The organism is Trichocoleus sp. AS-A1, from assembly GCF_039962015.1.
Taxonomy (GTDB): Bacteria; Cyanobacteriota; Cyanobacteriia; order Cyanobacteriales; family FACHB-T130; genus FACHB-T130.
Genome location: NZ_JAMPKG010000036.1, coordinates 22,116 through 47,018, shown reverse-complemented (window position 1 = coordinate 47,018; position 24,903 = coordinate 22,116). Strand labels below are relative to the sequence as shown.

Annotated in this window: 23 protein-coding genes; 10 read left to right on the top strand and 13 right to left on the bottom strand. The window is 44.9% G+C overall.

What is annotated here, in order from left to right; translation table 11 throughout:
- Positions 1-7: 7 nt before the first annotated feature.
- From NC994_RS22340 to NC994_RS22310, 7 genes are all read right to left on the bottom strand, one after another.
- Positions 8-715: a glycosyltransferase family A protein gene (locus tag NC994_RS22340; protein ID WP_190441435.1), complete on the bottom strand. Its 708-nt coding sequence runs from the start codon at positions 713-715 to the stop codon at positions 8-10.
- A gap of 55 nt (positions 716-770) precedes the next feature.
- Positions 771-1,541: a glycosyltransferase gene (locus tag NC994_RS22335; protein ID WP_190441432.1), complete on the bottom strand. Its 771-nt coding sequence runs from the start codon at positions 1,539-1,541 to the stop codon at positions 771-773.
- A 3-nt stretch (positions 1,542-1,544) separates the two neighbouring features.
- Positions 1,545-2,627 (bottom strand): serine kinase, encoded by a 1,083-nt coding sequence (locus NC994_RS22330; RefSeq protein ID WP_190441429.1) that lies wholly within the window; start codon positions 2,625-2,627, stop codon positions 1,545-1,547.
- A gap of 107 nt (positions 2,628-2,734) precedes the next feature.
- Positions 2,735-3,196, bottom strand: a complete 462-nt coding sequence (locus tag NC994_RS22325; protein WP_190411527.1) for a PqqD family protein — start codon at positions 3,194-3,196, stop codon at positions 2,735-2,737.
- Positions 3,197-3,505: 309 nt separating this feature from the next.
- On the bottom strand, positions 3,506-4,753 hold the full coding sequence (locus tag NC994_RS22320; RefSeq protein ID WP_190441427.1) for a nucleotidyltransferase family protein: 1,248 nt from the start codon (positions 4,751-4,753) through the stop codon (positions 3,506-3,508).
- Between the two features lie 459 nt (positions 4,754-5,212).
- The gene (locus NC994_RS22315; RefSeq protein WP_190411529.1) at positions 5,213-5,548 is read right to left on the bottom strand and encodes a carbon dioxide-concentrating mechanism protein CcmK; all 336 of its coding nucleotides are present in this window, start codon (positions 5,546-5,548) and stop codon (positions 5,213-5,215) included.
- A 214-nt stretch (positions 5,549-5,762) separates the two neighbouring features.
- Positions 5,763-6,074 (bottom strand): carbon dioxide-concentrating mechanism protein CcmK, encoded by a 312-nt coding sequence (locus NC994_RS22310; RefSeq protein ID WP_190411530.1) that lies wholly within the window; start codon positions 6,072-6,074, stop codon positions 5,763-5,765.
- Positions 6,075-6,166: 92 nt separating this feature from the next.
- On the opposite strand from NC994_RS22310, the gene NC994_RS22305 reads away from it, so the two are divergent.
- Both NC994_RS22305 and ubiG read left to right on the top strand, forming a co-directional pair.
- On the top strand, positions 6,167-6,289 hold the full coding sequence (locus NC994_RS22305) for a hypothetical protein (RefSeq protein ID WP_277877524.1): 123 nt from the start codon (positions 6,167-6,169) through the stop codon (positions 6,287-6,289).
- 123 nt (positions 6,290-6,412) lie between these two features.
- Positions 6,413-7,168, top strand: a complete 756-nt coding sequence (ubiG, locus tag NC994_RS22300; RefSeq protein WP_190441424.1) for a bifunctional 2-polyprenyl-6-hydroxyphenol methylase/3-demethylubiquinol 3-O-methyltransferase UbiG — start codon at positions 6,413-6,415, stop codon at positions 7,166-7,168.
- Positions 7,169-7,253: 85 nt separating this feature from the next.
- Here ubiG and NC994_RS22295 read toward each other — a convergent pair whose 3' ends face one another.
- Positions 7,254-8,108 (bottom strand): rhodanese-like domain-containing protein, encoded by an 855-nt coding sequence (locus NC994_RS22295; protein WP_190441421.1) that lies wholly within the window; start codon positions 8,106-8,108, stop codon positions 7,254-7,256.
- Between the two features lie 83 nt (positions 8,109-8,191).
- Complete coding sequence (locus NC994_RS22290; RefSeq protein WP_190441418.1) at positions 8,192-9,073, bottom strand: alpha/beta hydrolase; 882 nt, start codon at positions 9,071-9,073, stop codon at positions 8,192-8,194.
- 194 nt (positions 9,074-9,267) lie between these two features.
- Between NC994_RS22290 and NC994_RS22285 the strand changes: the two genes are divergently transcribed.
- On the top strand, positions 9,268-11,139 hold the full coding sequence (locus NC994_RS22285; RefSeq protein ID WP_190441416.1) for a tetratricopeptide repeat protein: 1,872 nt from the start codon (positions 9,268-9,270) through the stop codon (positions 11,137-11,139).
- Positions 11,140-11,210: 71 nt separating this feature from the next.
- Complete coding sequence (locus NC994_RS22280; RefSeq protein WP_190441414.1) at positions 11,211-12,653, top strand: bifunctional orotidine-5'-phosphate decarboxylase/orotate phosphoribosyltransferase; 1,443 nt, start codon at positions 11,211-11,213, stop codon at positions 12,651-12,653.
- A 19-nt stretch (positions 12,654-12,672) separates the two neighbouring features.
- Here NC994_RS22280 and NC994_RS22275 read toward each other — a convergent pair whose 3' ends face one another.
- Complete coding sequence (locus tag NC994_RS22275; RefSeq protein WP_190441411.1) at positions 12,673-13,587, bottom strand: histone deacetylase; 915 nt, start codon at positions 13,585-13,587, stop codon at positions 12,673-12,675.
- A gap of 440 nt (positions 13,588-14,027) precedes the next feature.
- On the opposite strand from NC994_RS22275, the gene NC994_RS22270 reads away from it, so the two are divergent.
- The 3 genes from NC994_RS22270 (at position 14,028) to NC994_RS22260 (ending at position 15,697) form a co-directional block, all read left to right on the top strand.
- Positions 14,028-14,693, top strand: a complete 666-nt coding sequence (locus NC994_RS22270; RefSeq protein WP_190441409.1) for a ferritin-like domain-containing protein — start codon at positions 14,028-14,030, stop codon at positions 14,691-14,693.
- Positions 14,694-14,970: 277 nt separating this feature from the next.
- Positions 14,971-15,447 carry an SRPBCC family protein gene (locus tag NC994_RS22265; RefSeq protein WP_190441406.1) on the top strand — a complete coding sequence of 159 codons (477 nt, stop codon included), beginning with the start codon at positions 14,971-14,973 and terminating at the stop codon, positions 15,445-15,447.
- Positions 15,437-15,697 carry a hypothetical protein gene (locus tag NC994_RS22260; RefSeq protein ID WP_190411538.1) on the top strand — a complete coding sequence of 87 codons (261 nt, stop codon included), beginning with the start codon at positions 15,437-15,439 and terminating at the stop codon, positions 15,695-15,697. The genes NC994_RS22265 and NC994_RS22260 overlap by 11 nt, the downstream gene beginning before the upstream one ends.
- 156 nt (positions 15,698-15,853) lie before the next feature.
- Here the strand turns inward: NC994_RS22260 and NC994_RS22255 are convergent, their stop codons facing one another.
- The 3 genes from NC994_RS22255 to NC994_RS22245 all read right to left on the bottom strand — a co-directional run bounded on the left by NC994_RS22255 (position 15,854) and on the right by NC994_RS22245 (position 19,558).
- On the bottom strand, positions 15,854-17,872 hold the full coding sequence (locus NC994_RS22255; RefSeq protein WP_190441403.1) for a family 10 glycosylhydrolase: 2,019 nt from the start codon (positions 17,870-17,872) through the stop codon (positions 15,854-15,856).
- A gap of 89 nt (positions 17,873-17,961) precedes the next feature.
- The gene (locus NC994_RS22250) at positions 17,962-18,501 is read right to left on the bottom strand and encodes a hypothetical protein (RefSeq protein ID WP_190441400.1); all 540 of its coding nucleotides are present in this window, start codon (positions 18,499-18,501) and stop codon (positions 17,962-17,964) included.
- 70 nt (positions 18,502-18,571) lie between these two features.
- Positions 18,572-19,558 carry a threo-3-hydroxy-L-aspartate ammonia-lyase gene (locus tag NC994_RS22245; RefSeq protein WP_190441397.1) on the bottom strand — a complete coding sequence of 329 codons (987 nt, stop codon included), beginning with the start codon at positions 19,556-19,558 and terminating at the stop codon, positions 18,572-18,574.
- A 625-nt stretch (positions 19,559-20,183) separates the two neighbouring features.
- Between NC994_RS22245 and NC994_RS22240 the strand changes: the two genes are divergently transcribed.
- The 3 genes from NC994_RS22240 to NC994_RS22230 all read left to right on the top strand — a co-directional run bounded on the left by NC994_RS22240 (position 20,184) and on the right by NC994_RS22230 (position 24,639).
- Entirely contained in the window at positions 20,184-22,055 is a 1,872-nt protein-coding gene (locus NC994_RS22240) for an NAD(P)H-quinone oxidoreductase subunit F (protein ID WP_190426524.1), read from the top strand.
- Positions 22,056-22,214: 159 nt separating this feature from the next.
- Positions 22,215-22,928: a carbonic anhydrase gene (locus NC994_RS22235; protein WP_190426520.1), complete on the top strand. Its 714-nt coding sequence runs from the start codon at positions 22,215-22,217 to the stop codon at positions 22,926-22,928.
- A 199-nt stretch (positions 22,929-23,127) separates the two neighbouring features.
- Entirely contained in the window at positions 23,128-24,639 is a 1,512-nt protein-coding gene (locus NC994_RS22230; RefSeq protein ID WP_190441394.1) for an NADH-quinone oxidoreductase subunit M, read from the top strand.
- Positions 24,640-24,903: the final 264 nt, after the last annotated feature.

The window sequence follows — 24,903 nt, the reverse complement described above, 5'->3', positions numbered from 1 at the left end:
GCAATAACTATGAGTTGTTTACCCGATCACCTGCGGCGCGTCGTCGGTCAAGAGAAGCTTTAAGAATTTTAATATATTCAGTTTGGAATTGGCGCTCTGTAATTCCCTTATTTTTTTTATGAATACGTCGCTTTGCAACCAAATATGGTAGAATCTTCATCCGAAGTTTTAACTCAACAGCACGCACATACCAACTGGCAAATTCTGCTATAGTCCAGTTAGGTTCAAAAGAGCCTACACGGAAAAAAGCATCTCGTTTTATCAGTAAGGCTGAGGGGATATGTCCCGGTACTAACTCAGTAGGACAGTGGATTTTTGCCCTCATACTCTCCTCTAAGTCTGGGCTATAAAACTGTTCGACTAATCCGAATACTAGATCTAGTTCAGGTTCGCTTTCAAAAGCTGTCATTTGACTTGCCAGTTTATCTTCTACCCACAAATCATCAGCATCGAGAAAAGCAAAGAAGTTACCTTGTGATAATTCTATGCCGTGATTGCGGGCAGCAGCACTACCACTGTTAGTTTGAAAATAGTATCGCACTAATGAGCCAAAGCGTTTTGCGACTTCTGCACTACCATCGGTTGAACCATCGTCTACGACAATAATTTCTATGGATTGATAGGTTTGAGCTAGTACGCTTTCAATCGCTTCAGCTAAATAGCGATCGCAGTTATATACTGGGATGATGACACTGATTAGTAGATGATTTTCCATTCCGATACCTCCTTCTACTTGATTTTTTAAAATTTGCTGTTTAATTAGCTCTTCATCAAAAAAATTTGGGCGTATTCGGAGGCGCGCCCAGATATTCGTTTATTTTAGGCATTCCTGGTAGCGAACTATTAGCAAACTGCCCTTTTTGCCTGCACCGATCGAGATGTTTCTTGTAAATTTTAATAAACCCCAATTCAATTAAATTTTTCCCGACAGTCATATTGTCTTGGTGCCTTCGATAAAAAAGTGTCACCTGTTCTAGCACCACCTTTGACACCCTATTTTCCCAGGCTCTTACAAACCAATCAACATCTTCAGCAAAACTTAAACTTTCATCAAATAAGCCAATTTTATCAAACACGGATTTTCGATAAAGGGCACTTCCCAAGTTGATGTAATTATAAGGCTGATAATGTTTTTCAAAGATTGCACCTTCTGGTGTCAACTGAGAAATTTTCAGGTTTTGGATTAATCCTTGAACAATCTCTACTGATGGGTTATCTACTAAGTAATCTGTTTGCAATTTTAGGTTATTTTCAGACCACAAGTCGTCGACATCTAGAAAAGCGATCGCATCCCCTTTTGCCATTTTTAAACCACGGTTACGAGCTGCTGATGGCCCGCTATTAGGCTGATAAACATAGTGAATACTATCTTTATAGCGAGCAGCAACTTCCGCCGTTTTATCTGTTGAGCCATCGTCAACAACAATGATTTCTAGAGGCTGATAGTTTTGATTGAGGATATTTTGAATAGCTTCTGCTAGAAACTGTTCTCCGTTATAGACAGGGATGATCGCACTAACGAAGAATTCCTTATTATTCATGGGCTATTGCTTTGAAAGTAAGCTTAAAATGACTTCAGGAATTTGCTTCAGGTCAGTGCCGAGTTCTAGATAATAACAAGCTAGCTGGCTAACAGTTTTTGTCATCAGCTCGCAAGCTTCCTTGCCAGCACCCGGTAATTGCAGGATTGTACTGGGAACAAGTGCTGCCAATCCTGCTGCTGATGAGGTAGCTTTCAAGGTGGTATTGCTTCCCCCAGTAATGCGTGGGATTAAAAGCGCTCGTAGAGGAAAACTGGGCAAGATTTTTTCGGGAAAATGGTCGTTGATGAAATAAAGCGCTTTTTCCGAATCTAAGCGATCGCTATTGCTAATCGCCTTAGCCAGAAAGGGTAATCTTTGAACATCATCGGCATTTTTTTTGCCAGTGCTGTAAATGCTAAAAACAGTTGGAGTGGGGTCGGAAGTAATCAAACTATAGTCGTCGCTGGCATAGAAAAGCTCAGAGTTAAGGCAGGTTAAAGCTGTAGTTGATTTACCAGACCCCCCTTTTCCGACTAGCAACACGCCGCCACTGGGCATTCCAACTGCACCCGCATGAACCAGTTGCAGTCCCCGCTTACTCATCCAGACGTTAAAAATTGTCCGTAGCGGAGAACCTGCCTCCCAGTAAGGAAGTTGTTCGGTTGTCTCAACCCAATAGATTCCCAGGTTGCGATCGCTATCTAAAATACTTAACGCAAACGCTCCCCATTGGAAACTGGTATGAATGCGCTCATTAGTAAACCCGATAATTTCCCCACGCTTTGGATGATGATGATTTATTTGCCAAGGTGGAGGTGGCATTACGGTGTTTGTCGAGGCGCTATCCCACAAACAAACTGTCAGCGCTGGATCTGAAACGGGTTCTGTCGCTAAATGTCCTAAAGCAGGTGTCATGTAGGAAATTAAAGCTGAACCAGCAAAACGCAACCGAATTTTAAACCCGCCTAAGCAATAAAAACGGTCAATAGAACCAGATGCAGCCTCAGCTTTTTCGTATAATTCATAAACCGTATTAAAAAAGGCTAAAGGGTCTTTCGCTTCTGTTTTAGTGGCAATCTCAGATGCCAACTCGTTAGTCATCATGTTGAAAAAACTTAAGGAATTAGCTGAAACCTAGGGGCAAATCCTGACGACTGCCCCTTCCCAACACACTTTGAAGCTGCTGATAATGATGCCAAATGCTGATTTAATCAGGCTTCAACTTTAACATTAGGCCAGCCCACCACCTCATTCACTTCGTGAATGGGGTCCAAAGCTAGCAATTCTTCCATATCTGTATATTTTTCTAAAGTTGGGGGTGAAAAGCTGAGCTTTTCAGGATTGTCGTTTGTGGTGCTTGGTGCGCTGTCTATATTTAAATTTTTAGGATCTTCTGTGCCATCAAGAGTAATGAGTTCTTCTTGCTGCAATCTGGCAATAAAATCATTGACAGTATTTTCAATATTTTGGCGATCGCCATCATAGCACTGGATTATTTTTTGGATAATATTGCTTTTGGAAGTCCCTTTAATAATTTCTTCCCAAATATCAGCTCCAACTTTTACTAAGCTATAATAATCTCCCTTATCCAAGTTGACGATTACAACTTCACCATCAATCGTTTCGTGGACAACTTTAGGAGCATTCGCCTTAAATATCTCTGAATGATTCATGATTTTTTTGCTATACTACCAAGCTTTGTTTCGCTTTTCTTAACCCTAAGCTAACCTTGAGATATTCTAATGTCAAGGTATAACTAATTAGGTTTATTACTAAACTTATAGACTTTATAATGATTCCGCTTATATTATAAATTAACGATTTTAAATAATATTAGTTATTACAAAATACATATTATGAACTTTTGATTTAGTTTAAATTTAAAGCTCATAATATGTATCCGGTTTAAAATTGAAAAAGATTTATTCCTTACTTACTACCATTTTGATTAAGGAATAAATTTTATAGTTTAAGCATGAAAATCATAAGTTTTTTTTACTCACCTTGAATCTTTTTAATATTTGCTCTCCTATTAGCCTGAGTGGTCGCAGCAAATAGTAAAGGAAAGCTGGAAATTCCGCCAAGGGTAGTAGCAACCAGTCGGTAGTAGTCGGCGTGATTGCTAATTTCAGAGAATACCGCACCCTGTCAATTAGGCGTTCTCTGGCTTTTAAATGGAAGCGGGTGGTTGTCCCGTCTTTAACAGATCCGTCCGACGAACGGAAAAGCTGTTCGCATACTTCAGCCGCCAGCAATTCTACCGCTGGGTCAGCCTGAATCTTTTGCCAAACATCATCTGGCAGGGCAGTTCCTAGAAGACGATGTGCCAGCCTTAAACCTATAAACAACATTCGCTGACCGCCCTTGGCGCTAGCTTGCTGCATCAGTTTGACCCAATCTAGCTGCGGATGGCTGCGGATAAGTTCGGCTACGTCGCAGATTCTTGCCAGTTGCGTCCAACAGTCTTTGGTTCCGTGTCCGCAAATCGTTAGCAACGAATTCTCTGGCGAGAGGTTGGGAACTGTCGTTCCAGCAATGGAGACTGGCTCCAGGTCATCCCACAATTCTTTAGAATCGATGGGAAAAGAAAAATACTTTGGCATTACTCCCCAGTGCAGTTCCACCAACACTCCTTTCTGGTGGTTTCTAAATGGATAGGCGGCTTCGCGTACAAATTGATGAATATGAGGCGATCGCACAAAAGCCGCTTCCTGTTCTTGAGTCACTTCGATGCGCTCGATTTTCATCTGGTATCCTTGAGACAAAAACAGCGCCTTTGCCCTTTCGATGTCTCTTTCTTGCACCAGAATGTCTAAATCCCAGAACTGTCTTCTCAACAAATTACCGTAGGCAGAAGCGGCTAATACTGGCCCTTTGAAAGGTAGAACCGGAATTCCTTGTGCTTCAAATAGATTTACGAGTCTAACCAGTTCGCCGCTCAAAAATAGGCTGCGTCGCGTGAGGGTTTGAAAATCAGCCCGCAACTTAGCCAGAATATTCTTCGGAACCGCTTCCGGACAGGTGCTGTTTAGGTTCCAATACAAAAGTGGCATCACCCTATGCTCAGTCGCCATTTGCATCAGTTCTGCCCAATCTATATGATTTTCCTGGAGTAAAGTGACTAGCCGCTCAACTCTTTCCAATTCCATCCGAGTACTGGCACAGATTAGCAGCACTTCGATTTCAGGGCGAGTACCTACCGATGAAGCTTTAGCAAGTAATGTTTGCAATATCTGGCTCCACTAATTTAGCTAAGTCTGGTAGTAATATTCACAATTCATCAATTTTTATATACAACTACGGCATTATTTGTATAGTTCTGATAAAAATATAGGGAATTTTAGTAAAGATTTAGTAATTTCTAGTTTTTGTCAGTATTTGTACGATGCTAGCGTCACGAAATTTTCACGAGACGAGAAACTCCAAATTTTAGAACCCTGACGAATCAAGGGTTTAAGAAATTACCTTTAGGGTGAGGTGAAAAACGAACATCATTAACCACTTGTAAGAGAGATGTTTTCTCCGGTTTAAAGGGAAAGTGAGTCTTATTCAAAAAATATTGCTAAAAAAACCCATTTTCTTGAAGAAAACGGGTTGTAACAGCAGCTATGATTTTGGACGCTCTCTTGCAGGCAGTCTTTCTACTCAGCAGGCGCTGCTTACGCGCCTTTCGCTAACAGATGTTTCCACTACCTGCGGACTATCGGCTGTTCGACAGCATCTCGGAACTGTTGCACGTCTTCAGTGAAGCCAATTGGCAGTACACTGACGACATTTTCATGGGGACGGGGAATAATCACCCAGGATTCTACAACGCCACCATAAACTTTTTCTACTGCGGCAATTCCCGCCTCCATTGAGGTTTTCACCTCTGAAACATCCCCCCGAATATTGACATTAAAACGGGCGCTACCAACTCGGATATATCCGACTAGGGTAACTCTTCCAGCTTTAACCATCGCATCTGCCGCTGCTAGGACAGCAGGAAAGCCTTTCGTTTCTATCGATCCAACTGCCTGTGGCATTGGCTATCTCCTGAATTTGAATTTAATTGAGTTACGTAGAGCTAAGAACTAATTGTACGAATTTTCGATGCACCTTTGGATGGAAATGCCCCTTGCCTTTACTTTCCCACTTTTTGACTTGACAAAAGACCAAACAATCGAGTAAACAAAATCCCAATAATTGCTGGGATAGCTGGCAATGTCTACTCGCAATTAAGTTCCGATTGTTAACCAACTACGACATACGGAACTGTTCAACTTTTTGGGTGAAATGAATGGGCATAACAGTTTCAACATTTTCCGTAGGATTGGGGATGATGTAGTGGGAGATCACTTGACCTCCGTAGACTGTCTCTGCGGCTTTAATCCCTGCCTCAACAGCGATGTTGACTTCAGAAACTTTTCCCCGAACGGAGACCATAAAGTTCCCTTTTTCTACAAGTGCATAATGAACCAGCGTGACTGCACCAGCTTTAACCATTGCGTCTGCTGCTGCTAGTACAGCTGGGAACCCTAACGTTTCAATCGTTCCCACTGCCTGTGGCATAAAATCAGCTCCTTGAGTCCCAGCAATATTCCCAGCAATATTTCATTGTACGAGGCTTGTGATAATATTTTTGATTTTAGATTATAAGATTTATGCTTCTGGAGACAAAGCGAGAAGCGTGGCTGCGGGCAGTATACGCTAGCTATTATCGCTCAGATGCAGCGAAGATAGCGATCGCTACCTTTCATAAAGGACATCCTACTAGATGCCGATAGGCTAGAAGTGGAATGATTGAGTTCGCAATGTCAGCATAATTTTCCCACTGAAGCAGCGACTAAAATTACCGCAGCTAAAATTACCTTAGATGCGTTTGTCCTATCAACCTTCCTAGATACACAATGCAAAGCAAACACTTGAAAAAAAACGACTTAAAATTTTATGATTTGAGTGCAGATAGGTGGTGGCAGGAAGATGAGAAAATCTATGCTCTCTATCATCTCAATCAACCCCGATTTGATTTTTTTGATCGTTATGTTTCAAATTGGCAGGGATTGCAAGCCCTAGATGTTGGATGTGGCGGCGGATTTACCTGCGAATTTATGGCGAAAAGAGGAGTAAAAGTCTCAGGAATCGACCAATCGGCTAAATGTATTCAACAAGCCCAAGATCACGCATCTCTAACCGGACTTCAGATTGACTATCAACATGGATCTTCTGAAAACCTCCCTTATGGTGCCAATACTTTTGATATTGTTGTTTGTGTTGATGTTTTGGAGCATATTGCAGATTTACGTCAGACACTTTCTGAAATCTATAGAATTTTAAAGCCAAACGGCTTGTTTCTTTTTGACACAATTAATAAAACTTTTGCCTCTAAATTAATAATGATTTGGCTATTAGAAAATATTTTGCAGGAAATTCCTTGTGGTATTCACGATTGGAATAAGTTTATTGAGCCGCAAGAATTAACAAGCTTAATGCATAGCCAGGGATTTAACAGTATAGAAATTAAAGGGTTTAATATATTTGGTGAAAGCATTTACCAAAACTTGCTTGCTTATATTCACTACAAAAAAACGGGAAAATTTCAAGTAGAAATTAGTAACAATACTTCAGTTATGTATATTGGTAAAGCAATAAAATCGCCTAAATAATTGCTGTTTATTATTGAATTTATGGGCAATTAAAAGAAGCTTGATTGTTTGTAAAATAGTTACTGATTTTGTTTAATTTATTTTCCTACTTAGGTTCAGATTCTAGAGGATAATGATTTTCTGGCGAAGCTGACCATTCCCACGTCGAACCTGCATAGTTTTTTACATGATTAAATCCTGAATCAACAAGTACAGCCGTGAAGAAAGCTGAGCGGATGCCGCCCGTACAATAAGTAATGATGGGAGTATGATGCTGAATTCCTAATCTTTCCAACTTATCAATAATCTGGTCGCGAGGCAGCAAATTCCCCTTGGCATCTTTCAAATCTTGGAAGTAGAAATGAACCGCACCAGGGAGATGTCCTCCCCGATGTTCGCCGTAAGCGGGAGTTCCTGCATATTCCCTCGCTTCGCGGGTATCAATGACAATCAAATCTTGGGATATCTCTTTAGCGGAAAGATTGGCTTTGAGTTCATCGCGCTGAATTTCCCATAAGGAAGTTCGCTGTACAAGAAAATCACCAGGTTTGGGTTGAGTCACTCCCCAAACAATCGGGACACCTGCTTTAACAAGTGCTGAATGTCCCCCATCGACAAAGACTGCTTGTGAATGTCCTAGCGTGCGTAACATCCAAACAATGCGCCCTTCTTCACCAAAATTGTGCGCTGGATTGCCAAGGACAACGACAGGTTGATTGTTACAAATGCCGACAGCGCGAAGTTTTTCTTGCAAATTTTCTGTATTCTCAATCAACTTTCCCTTATTCGGAGATTGTTGTTGCGAGAATTGCTGCCAAGTGACATGAACAGCACCAGAAATATGCCCAAGCAACCAGGAAATTGAATTGCGAACATCCAGAAGTGTCGCATCCAGCTTAATCAATTCCTTCGCTTCTTCTGCACTGACTACCCATCGATGGGCAAGAGAATCCTGATTCATAACTTTAACGCTACCCTGAAAACTCCTTTGCGTACCTTTGCGCTAACCTTTGCGTACCTTTGCGTTAACAATAAATCCTACAATTACCTAAAAGCCAAAATATGCTTAGCGGTAATCTCTGACTGTTCAAATTGAGGAACGTGCCCGCAATTCTCGATCCAAATGAGTTGAGAATGAGCGATCGCTCTCTTAAACCTCTCGGCATCGTCCGTACCCAACATATCATCCGCCTCTCCCCATAGAATCAGCGTCTGCTTATCGATTTGAGGAATTCTATCTGCCAAATTCCAGTAACCGCCACTTTTCATAAACGCGATGATTGCTTCGTGCCAACCGGGCATTTCCATGTGCAGCGCCGCACACCGAATCGCCTCAATAGCAGTCGGTTCCAAGTTGCCAAAAGTGCTGCCCCATAACAGCGCTTGGAGTTTGCGCTGACGCCAATATTCGACTGCCAGAAAATCTAAGGGAGGAAAGAGATAGGAGGCAAGCGGGAAGCTACCGCTGAAACCTACACTGTCAATTAACACCAGCTTTTTGACAGCGTGCGGGTAAGTGAGGGTGAAGTCAATTGCCGCTGCACCTCCCATCGAAGCGCCTACCAACATGACTGGCACTTGGATGTAAGTTTTCCAGAAGTAATACAGGTGCGTCTTGATGGCGTCGGGGTTATACAAAATTCCCTGCACTCGATCTGTAAAGCCAAATCCCAACAAATCTACCGTCCACGTTTCATTTTGGGCGGCGAGTAGTGGCAGCAAGCAGCGGAACTCCAGCACCGAACTATCAAAACCGGGTAGTAATAGAATTGGGGTGCCACCGTTCCCCTGATGGACGTAAGCTGTAGCTATCGGTTGTGGCGAGAGAGGAGTTTTAATCGCCTGACGTTCAATTTTTTGAGCAAGGGCGATGGATGCGGACTCGCGCAACTGCTGAACTTGGGAGGGTAAAAAATCGGCAAACATCAGCGTTAGTGTTTCTCCACACTTTGTAGTATGCGAACTCAGTAACTTATTCAGTACACTGCAAAGTAAATAAGTTATTTTCTTCTCTCTTAAAAAAGAAAAGCTTAACCTCTCTCCCTGCAAGGGAAGCGGGAGCAAAACAGGGGAGAAGCGAACCGAACAGTATTGCCTACAATTCCACTTAACCACTTCCCATGACAGACTCTCTGCCTTTGCGCGATCGCTATCTACAATTAATCGACCAAATTGTACAAACCACCCTCAAAGGGCAGATTCGCTCGAAAGAGCAGGTGTATAAAATGCTCGTCAAGGATGTGACTCCGGGTACGGGCGAAATTTTCGAGCGAGTTTTGGAAGAAACCTTAAGCGCCACCCAGCAACAGGTGGACACTCAAAAGGATGAAATGAAGCTTGCCAAGGCGACTCGTACCTTGAGGGCAATGCAGACGATTCGGGGAGAATGGGAACGGGCGCAGGAAAAAAATCGGGCGACGGATGCGATCGCGACAGCTGTTCAACAAATTATCGCTTCCCCATCAGACGACAAGCTAGCAGCTTTATTACGGGTTATCGACCCTAATTTAGCGCAAGCTTTGAACTTACCGCAGCTGGCATCTGCACTGAAGCAACAAGCGCCGGAAATTACCCATCCCGAACAAGATCGAGATGTGCAGCAACTTGCTGAAGGTCTTGCCCGTGGCTTGGAATCTTGGCAACGCCTGGAAGGGCACCTGGTAAGCTGGATCTACGACCAAAATCGCTCCTTAGGATTTGAAGGCACACCGGCGCAAAGTGGCCCTTGGGGAGTTTGGGAAAAACAAGTCAATAGCCCTTATCCTCAGGCATTATTCCACGCGCTTGCCCTCAACGAATCAGTAACCGAATTGGTCGCAAAACAACCGTCTGACTTGATTTCCTTCGTTGAGTTAGCAGTAATTTTGCAATACTTGCAGCGGGGGCTAGTGAACTGGTTTGACAAACTGGTTTACGACTCCAAAGTGGGCGCAAGGCTGTCGATTTCCACTTTTCTGACTTTTGCCGTGATTTGGTCGCAGTTAGCGAATGGGTTGAATCAGGCGACGATTCTCAATTCTACTTCGCGCGATCGCTTAGTGAATGGCTGTTTTCAAATTACCCTACAAATCCTCAGAACCTTTTCCCAGCGCCAGTATTTCCCCCTCTACGGTGGCATTTTCGCCTCATTTTCCGGCGCATATCTCCGCACGACCCTTGACTATCTAGATGCACCGCTGCGACAAGTGGAAGGTACCCAAGAAAAAGCTCGGATTTTGACATTAATGGGTTATTCCCAACGGGCGCAAGGTCGATATGCAGACGCGATCGCATTTCACGAGCAAGCCTTAGAAATCGCCAGAAATGCAGGCGATCGCCCTTGTGAAATTGCCAATTTCAACCACCTCAGCCGCACCTGCGTCGCGCAAAAAAACTATGCCGAAGCGATTAGCTATAGCCAACGGGCATTAATTCTCTCTCGTCAAACGGGAGATAGATTAGGAGAAGCCAACGCCCTCGCCAATCTCGGCTACAGTGAAGTCTTTCAAGCTCAACAATTAGAACAAGTAGAACCCGAAATTTACGAGACAGCCATCAACTATTTGCAACAAGGATTGCAGTTATCAGAACGATTAGGCGACGGTCAAAGTAAAGCCCTTTGTTGCAGTAGTTTGGGAATTGCCTTGTTGATAGTAGAACAACCCCAAGAAGCAATTAAATACCTAGAATCTGGCTTGCAAGCCGCTCAATTTTCCGGCGATTTATACCTGCAAGGAAGAAACTTAGCTTACTTATCTGAAGCTCACCATAGTCTGCAAAACATCGATAAAACAATCCTTACAGGTAGCCTGGGAATGTATCTCCTAGAGCAAATTGCTGCGGAAGAGTGGCGGAAAACCGCAGGCTTACTCACCATCTTACAGGGACAACTGGGAGCAGAAGCCTTCCAGAAAAAATTGCAACAATCGCGCCCACAAATCATCGCCCTTATCGGTGTTGATGGCTACGATTATATTCCCCAAATTTTAGAACAATACAAACAATCCATGTAACCATCTCCCCCGTCTTCCTTTGCGTACCTCTGCGCTAACCTTTGCGTATCTTTGCGTTAAAAAAAACACCTATGAACTTCTTCGATAAGCTACTTAAAGCAATCGAGCGCAATCAAAGCTTACTGTACGCAGGACTCAACCCAGACATTGAGAATCTCGCCAAGCGCGATGGGGCTAGCGCCATTCTCTCTTCGGTCGATCGAAATCTTTTCAGCGATCGCCTACAATTTGTCATTGCAGAAACCGCCGATTTAGTCTGCGCCTATAAACTCACGCTTGGCTTTTATCAAGCACTGGGGGCAACAGGTTTAGAACTCCTTCAGCAAACCCTAGCAGCTATCCCCGCCGACATTCCAGTAATTTTAGACGCCAAGCACAGCGACCTCAACACCAGCACCCTGTTTGCCCAAACCGTCTTTGAAGACTGGAAAGTGGATGCTGTCACCTTGAATCCTTACCCAGGACTTGACTTAGCGGCTCCCTTTTTGGTCTATCCTGGCAAAGCCGTCTTTGTGGTCTGTACCACTGACAACCCATCAGCCGCCGTGTTGCAAGAATATCCAGACACCGGGCTACCCTTTTACATCCATTTGATAAAAGAAGCGCAAACTTGGGGCACCCAAGAACAACTAGGGCTGGAAGTGGGCGCTGCAATGCCAGAAATTCTGACTCGCATCCGCAATATCGCACCAGAACGCCTCATATTCGTGCAGGGATGGTCAGAAGACCAAAACTTAACTGAAATGCTAGAGGCTGGCTTAAACACCTATGGAGAAGGGCTACTCCTGCCAGTTCCTCTAGATTTATTAACTGCCGAACACCCCGCTGAGGCTGTCCAAGCCTTACGCGACAGTGTTAATGAAGAACGGCTCAGAATTGTCCAGGAAAGCCCCACCTGTGACTTGTGGCTTCCGGATGTCTGCTTCTTGCAACATTCTCCCAACCGAGATTTGATTTTGCAACTCTACGACCTGGGTTGCATTATGTTTGGCGATCGCGTGCAAGCCTCTGGAGCGATTTTTCCCTACTACATCGACCTGCGCGTCATCATCTCCCAACCGCAAATCTTCCATCAAATCTTGAGTGCTTACGCCGAGATTCTCAAAAATTTGCACTTTGACCGAATAGCTGGAATCCCTTACGGTTCCTTACCCACCGCTACAGGGTTAGCGCTACGCCTAGACCGTCCGATGATTTTCCCGCGCAAGGAGGTAAAATCTCACGGCACCCAACGAGTCATCGAAGGTCATTTCCAGCCGGGAGAAACCATTGTCGTCGTCGATGATATCCTCATCAGCGGCAAGAGCGCCATGCAGGGAGCAACGAAACTCAAAGATGCTGGATTAAATGTCGAAGATATCGTGGTGTTGATCGACCATGAAAAAGGAGTCAAAGATCGGCTTCAGGAAAACGGCTATCGGGGTCATTCAGTGCTACGGATGGGGGAAGTTGCCGAAACGCTGTACGAGGCAGGGCGGATCAATTCCGAGCAATTCCAAATTTTGAGCCATTAGCCCCGCCCATTGGAGGTCATCATACAAATGCGTCTACGCATCGTTTAACAGTCTCAAGTACCGATGAAGAAAGGCTCTCCAATTCATAGCCGCCTTCTAAACCAAATAATATTTTGGGTGTAATCTCTAAACAATAATCAGTGATGATGCTGTAATCTTGGGGCTGTAAATTGATTTTAGAAAGCAAGTCTGTTTGATTCGCATCATACCCAGCACTGGTGATTAATATATCAGGACAAAAATCTTCGAAAAAGGGAATGACGCTCTCCTCGAATAACTTACAGTAATCCTGTATATTACTGCCTGGAGCAATCGGAAGATTCAACACATTGTTATACTTACCCCGTTCCTCAGGCTTTCCAGTACGGGGATAGCCTGGTGATTGATGAATGGAACAGAAAGCCATGTTAGGGATATTTTCTACGGCTGTTTGGGTTCCATTCCCGTGATGTACATCCCAATCAAGAATTCCAACTCGCTGAATTCCGATGGATTGAGCGTAAATGGCAGCGATCGCTGCATTGCAGAAAATACAAAAACCCATTCCTTCATCTTTGAGGGCATGATGTCCAGGTGGTCTTGCCAGAACAAAAGCTGGACGTTTTAACTGCGAAACCACATCAATACCATCTAACCAAGCACTGACTGCAAGGCAAGCAACATCAAAGCTTTGAGGCGAGATTTGAGTTGATTCAAAACACCCCCAACCCCGCTCAGAATAAGTACGAACTTCCTGAATGTAATCAGAGGAATGAATTTGTTCGATCGCTGTGATAACATTTCTTGAGTTAGAAGGACTCAGCCATCGGATTTGATCGGCTATCGTTGAGCTTCGCAATTTATCGACAATAGCAGTGAGTCGCTCTGGCTGTTCAGGATGCATATATCCTGTTTCATGCTGAAGAAATTTATCTGAATAGAAGATGGTAATCATTCAGTTGTTTCCACAATTTTGAAATTACCGCTAGACCCTTCAGGTTGGGGTTGAACGACCGCCTGCATACCAAATCTATGAGAGGCTAGCTGATTGGCAATCCCACTACTTGTTATACACGGTGTTGAGGCTTAGTCAAGCTCACCGTCTCTCAAACTTTCTCATTTGACTTGTACTTCACCTTTCTTCCGGTATGCACATCGAATAACTTGCCAGAAGAATTAGTCCCTTCTCAAATTTTGAAAGCTTTTAAATTAGGACTAACGCAGAGATCCCACTAACTCCCCGATAAATTGGGGGTGAGTGAGGATATAGGTTTCAAGCTTTCAGTATATAAGTCCTGTAAATAATTTTCTCATCCGTAATCCTACTGAAATCCAATCGAATGAGGTGCGCGTATTAACTGTAAGTTACTGATTTATGAATGAGGAGACACCAACATGGAGAGGGAAAATACCTTCGCCAAAAGATTCTTGCGTCCCAGCAAAACATTCTCACGGCGTGGGATTATGGTGGCGGGGACTGTAACTGGCGTAGCGAGTGCCTTAGGGTTGACCGCGATCGCTGACCGTGCCAGTGCTGCCTCTAGAGACGATAAAAGAAATGATGCTGCCATCCTCAACAAAGCGCTATTTTTCGAGCATCAAGCCATCTGGGCGTATGGTTTTGCGGCAACGAAGCTGAGTGACACCGATGTAGGCAAAGCTGTTTTGGCGTTGGCACTCCGCAACCAAGCCGATCACAAGACGCATCGGGATACTCTGGCATCGGTGGTGAAAAGTTTGGGAGCTACCCCGGTGACGGCAAAATCTAGCTACGATCTCTCGTCCTACATCAAGGCAGGAGAAGGCAACATCGACTCAGATGTGAATATTGCCAAGCTAGCACTCGCTCTGGAGACTGACGCAGCGATCGCTTATACCAGAGAAATTGCGAAGCTCAAAACCCCCGCCTTGATTACCGCAGGCGCAAGCATTGGTTCCGATGAATCTGCCCACGCAACGGCAATTCGCGCCGCTTTCAAGTCACTCGGCGTTGATATCGAAATCGTTCCCGCATCCTTCGTTAGTGCCGATACTCGCAAAGCCTGGGTGCTGAAAGTCTAATTCAACCGTAGCCTCATGAAGCCTGTAGGCTTCATCTGTTAGCCTGAGTGCGATTCCACAATCCGCACTCAGGCTGTATAGGAAGCGATTCGATATTCAACTTAAGAAATTCCCAAAGTAATATAAACCCTTAAAAAAATTTCTTTAATTTTAATTTTTTAGTAAAAATCATCAAAAACGTCTTGTAATTGATAAAATTTCAAAGCAAGCAGATTCCGAAGCGTCAATTGCGAAAAAAAATTTACCAACGAGCAAATGACTTGGGTGGTGAAGAGAATTGGAACACTTTGAGGTTAGCGAAACCGTCTCCCTCCCCATAGAAACCGTCTGGGAAGCTCACGAGGATGTACATCTGCTAGAACGCATCTCTCCACCGTTTCCAGTCGTCAGGGTATTGGATTCAAACATTATTTGTGGTTTAGGGACGCGCTTTACAATCCGGGTAGAACTTTTCGAGCAGATAGGAATCGACTGGCAAGTGCAAATTACTCGCTGGGAACCTCCGAGAAGATTTATTGATAAACAATTGCGCGGCCCATTCCAATTCTGGGAACATATCCATCAGTTCATTCCCATTTCTGACACAGAGACACGCCTAGTTGATGTCATTAATTTTGAACTGAACCCGTTTCTGGACAGTACCGCAATCCGCTGGGGTTTAGAGACAATGTTTCAGATACGGATGAACAACCTCAAACAAACGTTGTTAAACGAAAATTTTCGGACAAATTTGAAGAACTCTGATGAAAGATAAACTCCTCAATTGGCTCAATCTGATTTTAGTCGCGGATGTGTTCCTAGTTTTGCTCAGTTTTGGGTGGCTAGCGATCGCTGTTGTCGGTCACTCGGTCGGCATTCCCCTCGGTCTCGATTTGTGGTACAAACTCTGGCAACCCTTGTTTACCCCAGCGCTTGGAGTTCTCATGGGAGGGGCAATTTTGAGTGGGATAATTAGCCAAATCTCCAAGCGCCTGAACTCTAAAACCGAGTCTTTAGACTTATAAGGACTGGAAACACAAACTTATTGAGTTGGGTGGTTTAAAACACGCCGGATTAACCACAAAGGCACTAAGGAAACACAAAGTTACTTCCCTGTTATTTCCCTTAGTGTCTTTATGGTTCAAAAAAGTGCTTTCCACGGATACCTAGACGATGACAAGTTAGACGGTGACGACGACTCCCCCACTTTCATTTGCCATCTTATCTACCGCGCACACAGCATAAGTTCCCGGCTCAACTGTGGCAAACGTGGTCTCTCTTGAAAGGATTCTTTGCAGCGTCCAAGTTGTACCAGTTTGCTTATAAAGCGTCCAAGAACGAATATCGGGAGTGCTAGCAAGATTCCATGTCAGCTTGCCATTTCTCAACCCCAGTGCTGTTGGGGGCGGGGGTGGTGTCGTATCTCGCCAGGGCATCGGGGGTGCTAGTGCGGGTTTAGTATAAGTCGAGGTTTTGAATTTTTCATAGATGCCCTGACGATTTTCAACGAAGGCTTCCATACTGAAGAAGATATTCCCTAAAGACAAATTCCCGCTCAAGTTGCGAGTAATGTCAACTTGCTTTTCTATCTCCGTAAGAGTCCAAGCCTTGCCATCCAACTGCCCCAGATTATTACCGGCGTAAATATGTCGATCTTTGGGGTTATTCTCCGTCCACCACTTCAGCAACACGGGGTAACTTTGTGCAGTTTGGTCGATGCGCCAGTAGAGTTGCGGGGCGAGATAATCAACCCAGCCTTGCTCTAGCCATTTTTTGGAATCGGCATAAAGTACGCTGTAGGCATCTAGTCCCCGAATTTGAGATGGTTGTCCGGGACGATAAATGCCAAAAGGACTAATGCCAAACTTGACGTGTGGCTTGGTTGCCTGAATTCCCCGCGATAGGCGCTGAACCATTTGATTTACATTGTCCCGCCGCCACTCACCTAAAGAAAGTTTCCCGCCAGCCGCCGTATAAGCGGCGTAGGTTTTATTGTCGGGAAAAGATTTGCCTTCGATGGGATAGGGATAGAAATAGTCATCTAAATGGATACCATCCACGTCATAGCGACGCACCACATCAAGAATGACGTTGTATGCCCTGTCCTGAACCACTTTCAATCCGGGGTCCATCCACATCTGATTACCCCATACATAAACTGCTTCGGGGTTAGTGACGGCGATGTGAGGACGGGCTGGTGAGGAGTTGTTAATAGAGACTCTGGCGCGGTAAGGGTTGAACCAAGCATGAAGTTCAATATTGCGCTTGTGGCATTGGGCGATCGCATACTCCAGCGGATCGTAAAATGGCTCTGGTGCATTTCCCTGCTTTCCGGTCAGCCAATAACTCCAAGGTTCTAATTGCGAAGCATAAAAAGCATCCCCTTCCGGTCGTACTTGCAAGACTAGCGCATTCATTTTCATCGCTAGCATCCGGTCAAGGATACCGATAAGTTCGGCTTGCTGTTGTGCAGCCGTCAGCCCCGGTTTAGAAGGCCAATCACTGTTCCAAACCGTTGTCACCCAGGCACCCCGAAACTCCCGCTGATGATTGACTTTGACAGTTTGAGGCTGACTGGGTGGAATGGTTTTTGGAGGCACTACGAGGTAGGGAGATTCAATCCGAGGCGCTTCGTCTAGATAGACTAAAGCTTGATAAATAAAAGCTGCAACATCGCCACGAGTTGCTGCCAGATTGGGATTGAATAATTTTAGATTCGGGTAGTTTGCTACCAGCCCTGCTTTCGTCGCGACTGCGATTTCGTCGGTGGCATAGCTAGGAATTCCAGCGGCATCTTGATATATCTGTGGCAGTGCCGTTTTTAGGTCAGATTTTACGTTCGCGGCAATTTGCAAGCCGCTGACTAGAGAAACCAAAACTTGCGTTCGGGTAATCCTCTCTGCTGGACGGAAGCGGTTATCGGGAAAACCGCTAATAAATAGTGCTTCGTAAGCTTTTTGAATGGCACTCGCCGCCCAGTAAGTAGAAGGAACATCAATAAAGGGGATATACGGTCGTTTTGCCGGTCTGGAAAATGCTGTACTGATGAGGGCTGCAAATTCAGTGCGGGTGATAGATTGATTTGGGCGAAAAGTCCCATCTGGAAATCCGTTAATAATGCGACGTTGGGCTAAAGCTTGAATGAATAAGCGTGCCCAATGAGTTTGAATATCAGAAAACTGAGTAGGGGAATTTACCATAGTTGTTGGTAATTGGTAATTGGTAATTGGTAATTGGTAATTGGTCACTAGCAACAAACCAAGGATTAAGGACTACTGACGATTAACCATTACCGCTTGATAAGTTGTTCCAATGCCTCAGAGAGAACCTGCCGTTGTTCGGAATCGTAACCACGGCGTTCTAAAAATGCTTTGTAGCTACCTTCGCCAGTGACGGCACTTTCCAATAACTTTTGAGACACTTCGTAGACAGAAGGAAGTTCCACCTGTTCGATAATTCGAGTGGTACGCGATCGCACTCTTTGGGATGATTGCGCCATCTCTTCGTTACCATTGCGATGATGGGCAACCGCCATCACCGCAGACATGGCTACATTTTTGACTAATAATTCGGAAACGGTGTCTGGATTTGACTGCAATGCCCGTATAACAGCAGCAGAGGGATTATCTGCGATTGTCCCTTCTGATGTCAGGTAGGTGACGAAAAAGCCTCTCGCACCATTTTCACTTTTCACTAATTCTGCAATGGCTGTTTCTATTTCTGCTTCGGATAATTCCCCCGCTTGCATCTGGGAAAGCAAAGATTGAGTCAGCGCGATCGCACTCTCAAAGCTTACTTTTTCTGGAACTGTAAACGCAGATCCACTCATGATTGTGCCTGAAAATCGTTCTCATGCGATGATAGCCAATTTAGAGTTGTACCAGGTTAAGCGATCGCATTCACAATTTACAGATTTGCCGAATATCTACATTCCCCCCGGTGATAATCACACCAATTCGGGCACCAGGTTCTTTCACCACTTCCGATAGTAAAGCGGCGGCGGCTAAGGCACCCGTCGGTTCCACTACGATTTTCAGACGTTCCCACAAGAAAAACATCGTGGTGCGGATGGCTTCTTCCGATACCGTCACCATATCATCGACGTAGTGCAATACGAGTGGGAAAGTAATGTTTCCCAGGCAAGGAGTGCGTGCCCCATCAGCAATCGTGTCAGGATTGTTCGTAGTATGCAGCGTTTTACTGTGAAAAGAGCGTGTCGCATCGTCGGCGCGTTCTGGTTCTACCCCAATCACTCGGCAATTCGGTGAAAGGGTTTTGGCAGCGAGGGCGCATCCTGATAGTAAACCACCGCCTCCGCAGCAAACGAGAAGTAAATTGAGGGAACCGACCTCTTGAAAGAGTTCTAAAGCAGATGTACCTTGTCCGGCGATGATATGAGGATGATCGTAAGGGGGAATTAAAGTTAAACCGCGCCGATCTACCAGACTTTGCGCCAAGGCTTCCCGCGTGGTTTCCTGACGATTGTACAAAATCACCTCAGCACCATAACCGCGAGTTGCCGCTTGCTTCACGACTGGGGCATCATCCGGCATGATAATCGTGGTGTGGATGCCCAGCAATTGTCCGGAGAGTGCGATCGCTTGAGCATGATTCCCTGATGAATACGTCAGAACCCCGCGTGATGCTTGTTCCTCAGATAGCTGTGCCAGTGCATTGTAAGCACCCCGAAACTTAAACGAACCCGTGCGTTGAAAGTTTTCGCACTTCAAGAATACTTGAGCATTGGTGCGCTCGTTGACCGTTCTGGAGGTCAAAACCGGCGTGCAACGGGCAATTCCAGCCAACCGCACCGCCGCAGCTTCCACATCGGCGCTCGTAACAGGTAGGGCAGTGAAATGAATCGCAGACGGGTTGTGTTCTGCCATAACAAAATCCTATCGCCTGTAAAGATGCTTCAGGATAGTCTTCATTGGATTCGCTAAACACTTTGCATCATCCAACATCCTTGCATCCCACCGATACCAATCCTAAATGGATTGTAAAACTCTCTCCCTTGTGTCTCTGGAGCGTTCTCTTTGATTCGTGAAGGCAAGATATCCAATTTCTCTCTCGAAATTGGATATCTTGCCTTCAACTCAAATAGAACTGTTATAGTAGCCTAAGTAGAATTGCTTATAGATGTTTATCTATAGATGCCATATAAAGCCTTGATGGTAATTTCTAAAATACACTTAAAAATCAAAAAACTTATTTGTTAAAAAATATTTTTACCTATAGACATTTATCTATCAGTACCATATAAATTCTTGATGACAACTGCTCTAGGCATAAAAACCTATGATAGCAAAGAGTTATATAAGTTTTTTTTAGATGATTTATCGCTTAATTCTTTAAATCAATTATTCCCTTTTGGTTACTTGAACCATTAAGATAAGCAGAACGCTTAAGAAATTATTAATTCGGCATTCGCCTTACTGCATAGGTTGGTTAGGGAAATTACGGGTTGGCTGAAAGCAACCCTAGCTTTGCTGCAAGTTTGGAGGGAATTCAGTGGTTCAGGCTCTCATCGATACTATTTGGTTAGTCCCTTGCTATGCCTTAATTGGTGCTATTTCCGGGCTATTATGGTCGCCCGGTGTCATCCGCCGCACAGGGCCGCGCCCCGCTGGTTACATTAACTTGCTGATGACCTTTTTGGCATTCGTTCATAGCTTAGTGACTCTGCAAGCGATTTGGAACCAGCCGTCTCAAGAAATAACGTTTACATGGCTGTCGGCAGCGGGTTTGGATTTAAATTTTCCCCTAGAAATCTCAGTAATTAACGTTGCAGCGATCGCTTTAGTAACCGGGTTAAACCTGCTAGCCCAGATATACGCGATCGGCTACATGGAGATGGACTGGGGCTGGGCACGCTTTTATGCCTTGCTGGGGCTTTTTGAGGCAGGGATGTGTGCTTTAGCTTTGTGCAACTCCTTGTTCTTTAGCTATGTAATCCTGGAAATCCTCACCTTGGGGACTTATTTGCTGGTAGGGCTTTGGTTTAGCCAACCGCTAGTGGTGACGGGGGCGCGGGATGCTTTCTTAACCAAGCGGGTTGGGGATTTAATCATGCTGATGCCAGTCATTGCCTTGTATCCCCTGGCAGGAAGTTGGAATTTTAACGATCTAGCAGAATGGGCAAAAACCGCTGATTTAGACCCTACACTAGCCGCGCTATTAGGTTTAGGTTTAATTGCTGGCCCGATGGGTAAATGCGCTCAATTTCCGTTGCATTTGTGGTTGGATGAGGCAATGGAAGGGCCGCTTCCCAGCACGATTTTGCGGAACTCGGTCGTCGTGGCAACAGGTGCCTGGGTGTTGATTAAGTTGCAACCTGTGTTAGCGCTTTCTCCGATAGTGTCGCTGGCGCTGATATCGATCGGTGGTGTGACGGCGGTTGGCGCTTCCTTGATTGCGATCGCGCAAATTGATATCAAACGCGCTTTGTCCTATTCCGTCAGCACCTACATGGGATTGGTATTTATCGCTGTAGGCACTCAACAAGATGATGCAGCTTTGTTGTTGATCTTGACTCATGCGATCGCAATGGCGCTGTTGGTAATGAGTGTTGGTGGAATTATTTGGAACAACATCACCCAAGACTTAACCCAACTCGGCGGTTTATGGTCGCGCCGTCCCATATCCGGGTTAGCCTTTCTGGTTGGGACGCTGGGGTTAATCGCTTTTCCGCCTTTAGGCAGCTTCTGGGCATTGCTGAAATTGGCAGATGGTTTGTGGGCAACTCAACCTTGGCTAGTCGGGTTATTGCTGGTGGTCAATGGTTTGACAGCCTTCAGTTTAACGAGAGTGTTTGGGCTGATTTTTGGTGGAGAACCCAAGCCAATGACTGTACGATCGCCAGAAGCATTTTGGCCTTTAACTTTCCCCATGATAGTTTTGGCCGCCTTCACCCTCCACCTCCCCTTAGTGTTACAGAGCTTGTCGCTACTGCCGAGTTGGGCAACTCTCAATAAAGATATGGCGCTGCTGTTGATTTGGTCTAGTATTTTTGGTTGCAGCCTTGGCGGGATAATTTATCTGAATAAAATGTGGAAAAAACCCGTCCAACTTCCTTGGAAACCCCTGCAAGATTTGTTGGCTTATGACTTTTACACCGCCAAAATTTACCGCGTGAGTATTGTTTTCAGCGTTGCTTTAGTTTCCCGCTTCATCTCTGCCTTTGACCGCTACTTAGTGGATGGCTTCGTTAATTTTGTCGGCGTTGCTTCCCTTTTCGGCGGGCAAAGTTTGAAATACAGCACTTCCGGACAATCCCAAGCTTATGCGATGACGATAGTAATGGGAATAATTGTCTTAGGAATGCTATTATACTGGCGCTTCTTTCATGCCGCTTCACCACTCTTTGTAGCACTCGCTCAATAGGTCGAGAGTGGGCGATCGCTGCCCTACGAAACTAACTGAAAACCCGGTTGGTTTAGAACTTTTTGTCATTAGTCCTTTTTAAATTGCAAAGGATACATAACTAATGACAAAATACAAAGAGAGCAAGTCTTTAACCCTTAGGAAGGAAGCTACGAACCAATGAATTCAAAAAAGCAGAAAGGACAATTCTCCAGACGGAATTTGCTGAAATTTAGCGCAGGCGCAGTAGGAGCAGGGGTCGTAACTGCCGGACTCGGAACCAAGTTGGTTTTCCCCGACCAAGCCGTTGCAGAGAATGACATGACCCCCGATCAAGCGCTGCAAAGTTTAATGGAGGGGAATCAACGGTTTATTACCAGAAAAACTAAAAATATCAACCGAGATTTTCAACGTTTGACCGCCGTTGCGAAAACTCAGAAGCCATTTGCGGCGATTCTCAGTTGCGCGGATTCGCGGGTTCCTTCTGAGATTATCTTTGACCGGGGATTTGGAGATTTGTTTGTATGCCGCGTGGCAGGAAATATCGCAACTCCGGAGGAAACCGGGAGCCTAGAATTTGGGGGTTTAATATTAGGAACCAAGGTAATCATGGTCATGGGGCACAAAAGATGTGGGGCGGTAGATGCCACCATTAAAGGTGCCCAAGTACCCGGTCAAATTGGTAGCTTAATTGAGGCAATAAAACCTGGTGTAGAAAATTCAAAAGGCAAACCCGGCGATCGGCTAGAGAATGCTAGCAAAGCGAATGTTTTGGTTCAAGTAGAAAAATTGAAAACCTCTCCTGTCATTTCTCAGTTAATTCAGGAAAATAAACTGAAAGTTGTAGGTGGTTATTACGATTTGGACACTGGCAAAGTCACCTTACTGAGTTAGGTAGAGCTATAGCAATCCTATTTAAGTGGTGAGATGTCTTCGATTAACGAAGCGCGATCGCGCGTTAACGGAGGGAAAAAAGAGAGAAGAATATCTCCTACATAAATTGGGATTGCTATATAGCCAAACCGCCGTTTCTATGATTCTCATTCAGCCGGTCAACAGAAATCAGCAATCAGGAATCAGCAAATAACAAACCATGCTCAGCACTTTTATTTGGCTACCCTTTTTAGGTGCCGCTCTCGTCGGATTCTTACCTAACTTATCTGCTAGTCAGCTCCGTTTACTTGCATTAGCGATTATCAGTGGAATTTTATTAGAGACAGGATTTCTTTTAACCCAATTCGACCTGAACAATGCCGGGATGCAATTCTCTGAATTTATGCCCTGGATTGAAAAATTGGGATTGAATTACAGCCTTGGTGTTGATGGTTTGTCTTTACCGCTGTTGGCTTTGAATAGCCTGCTGACATGGATTGTTATTTACAGCACCTCAAAGCAGATTACTCGTCCTCAGCTTTACTATTCTTTAGTGCTGCTGGTCAATGCTGGAATTGCGGGTGCCTTCCTGTCGCAGAATTTGATGCTGTTTGTGTTGTTCTACGAACTAGAACTGATTCCGCTGTACTTGTTAATTGCCATCTGGGGCGGAACTGAAAAGCGTGGCTACGCAGCGATGAAGTTTCTCATTTATACAGCGCTTTCTGGAATTTTAATTCTGGCGGCATTTTTGGGTATAACTTGGCTGGGTAACGCTCCTAATTTTGATTACAATGCCAACATTGCTCAAGGTTTACCGTTACAAGCGCAGCTAATCCTGCTAACAATGCTGGTAGTGGGTTTCGGAATCAAAATTCCCCTAGTTCCGTTGCATACTTGGTTGCCAGATGCTTATGTCGAGGCTTCACCACCCGTAGCCATTCTTTTAGGTGGCATCCTGGCAAAGTTAGGAACCTATGGTTTAGTACGGTTTGGTCTAGGAATGTTTCCCGAAACCTGGACAATTGTGGCACCAGGGTTAGCGATTATCGGAGCGTTTAGTGCCGCTTACGGGGCGCTGAGTGCGATCGCTCAAAAAGATATCAAGCGCATGGTCGCTTATAGCTCTATTGGTCACATGGGCTATGTTCTGTTAGCCGCCGCCGCCGCTACACCGCTTAGTTTACTCGGTGCCGTCATGCAAATGGTTAGTCACGGCATCATCTTAGCCATCCTTTTCCATTTGGTGGGTGTTATCGAAAGCAAAGTTGGCACCCGCGATTTAGATGTCTTGAATGGTTTGTTGAGTCCCCAACGCGGCTTACCGCTTACCACTGCTTTGCTAGTTCTAGGCGGAATGGCGAGTGCTGGTATCCCCGGTATGGTAGGCTTTATCGCTGAATTTTTAGTGCTGCAAGGTAGTTTCATCGTATTTCCAATTCCAACCCTAATTTGTGTAATTTGTAGCGGTTTAACGGCAGTTTATTTTGTGATTCTCATTAACCGCACCTGTTTTGGCAAACTGAACAATGCCGCAGCCTACTATCCCAAAGTTGAATGGGTTGAGCGCACCCCAGCTTTAGTTTTAGCAGCCTTAATCTTCTTCTTAGGAATCTTCCCCAATTGGCTGGTGCGTTGGAGCGAACCGACAACCGCTGCAATGGTTGCTACCATGCCCACGACTACTACTCAGCAAGTTGCTATCAACTACCAAGCTTCAGTTCAGGAGTAGAAAATTACTTTCATTCCTCTCGTTCCTTTGCTCAGCCTGGAAACGAAAAACCTCAGCTAAAATTTCGTAGGCTGGGTTGAGGAACGAAACCCAGCAACCCCTATAGAGCTAAATCTAAGCTCAGGCGGAAAATGAGAAACCTAAGCCCCCAGATCCCTTAAAAGCCAGGGAAGGGGTTGGGGGAAAGGTCAAAAACGTCAAAAACACTGCCCGCACAATTAAATAACGACTCATCAAAAAACATTCAATAATTCATCTAAAGGG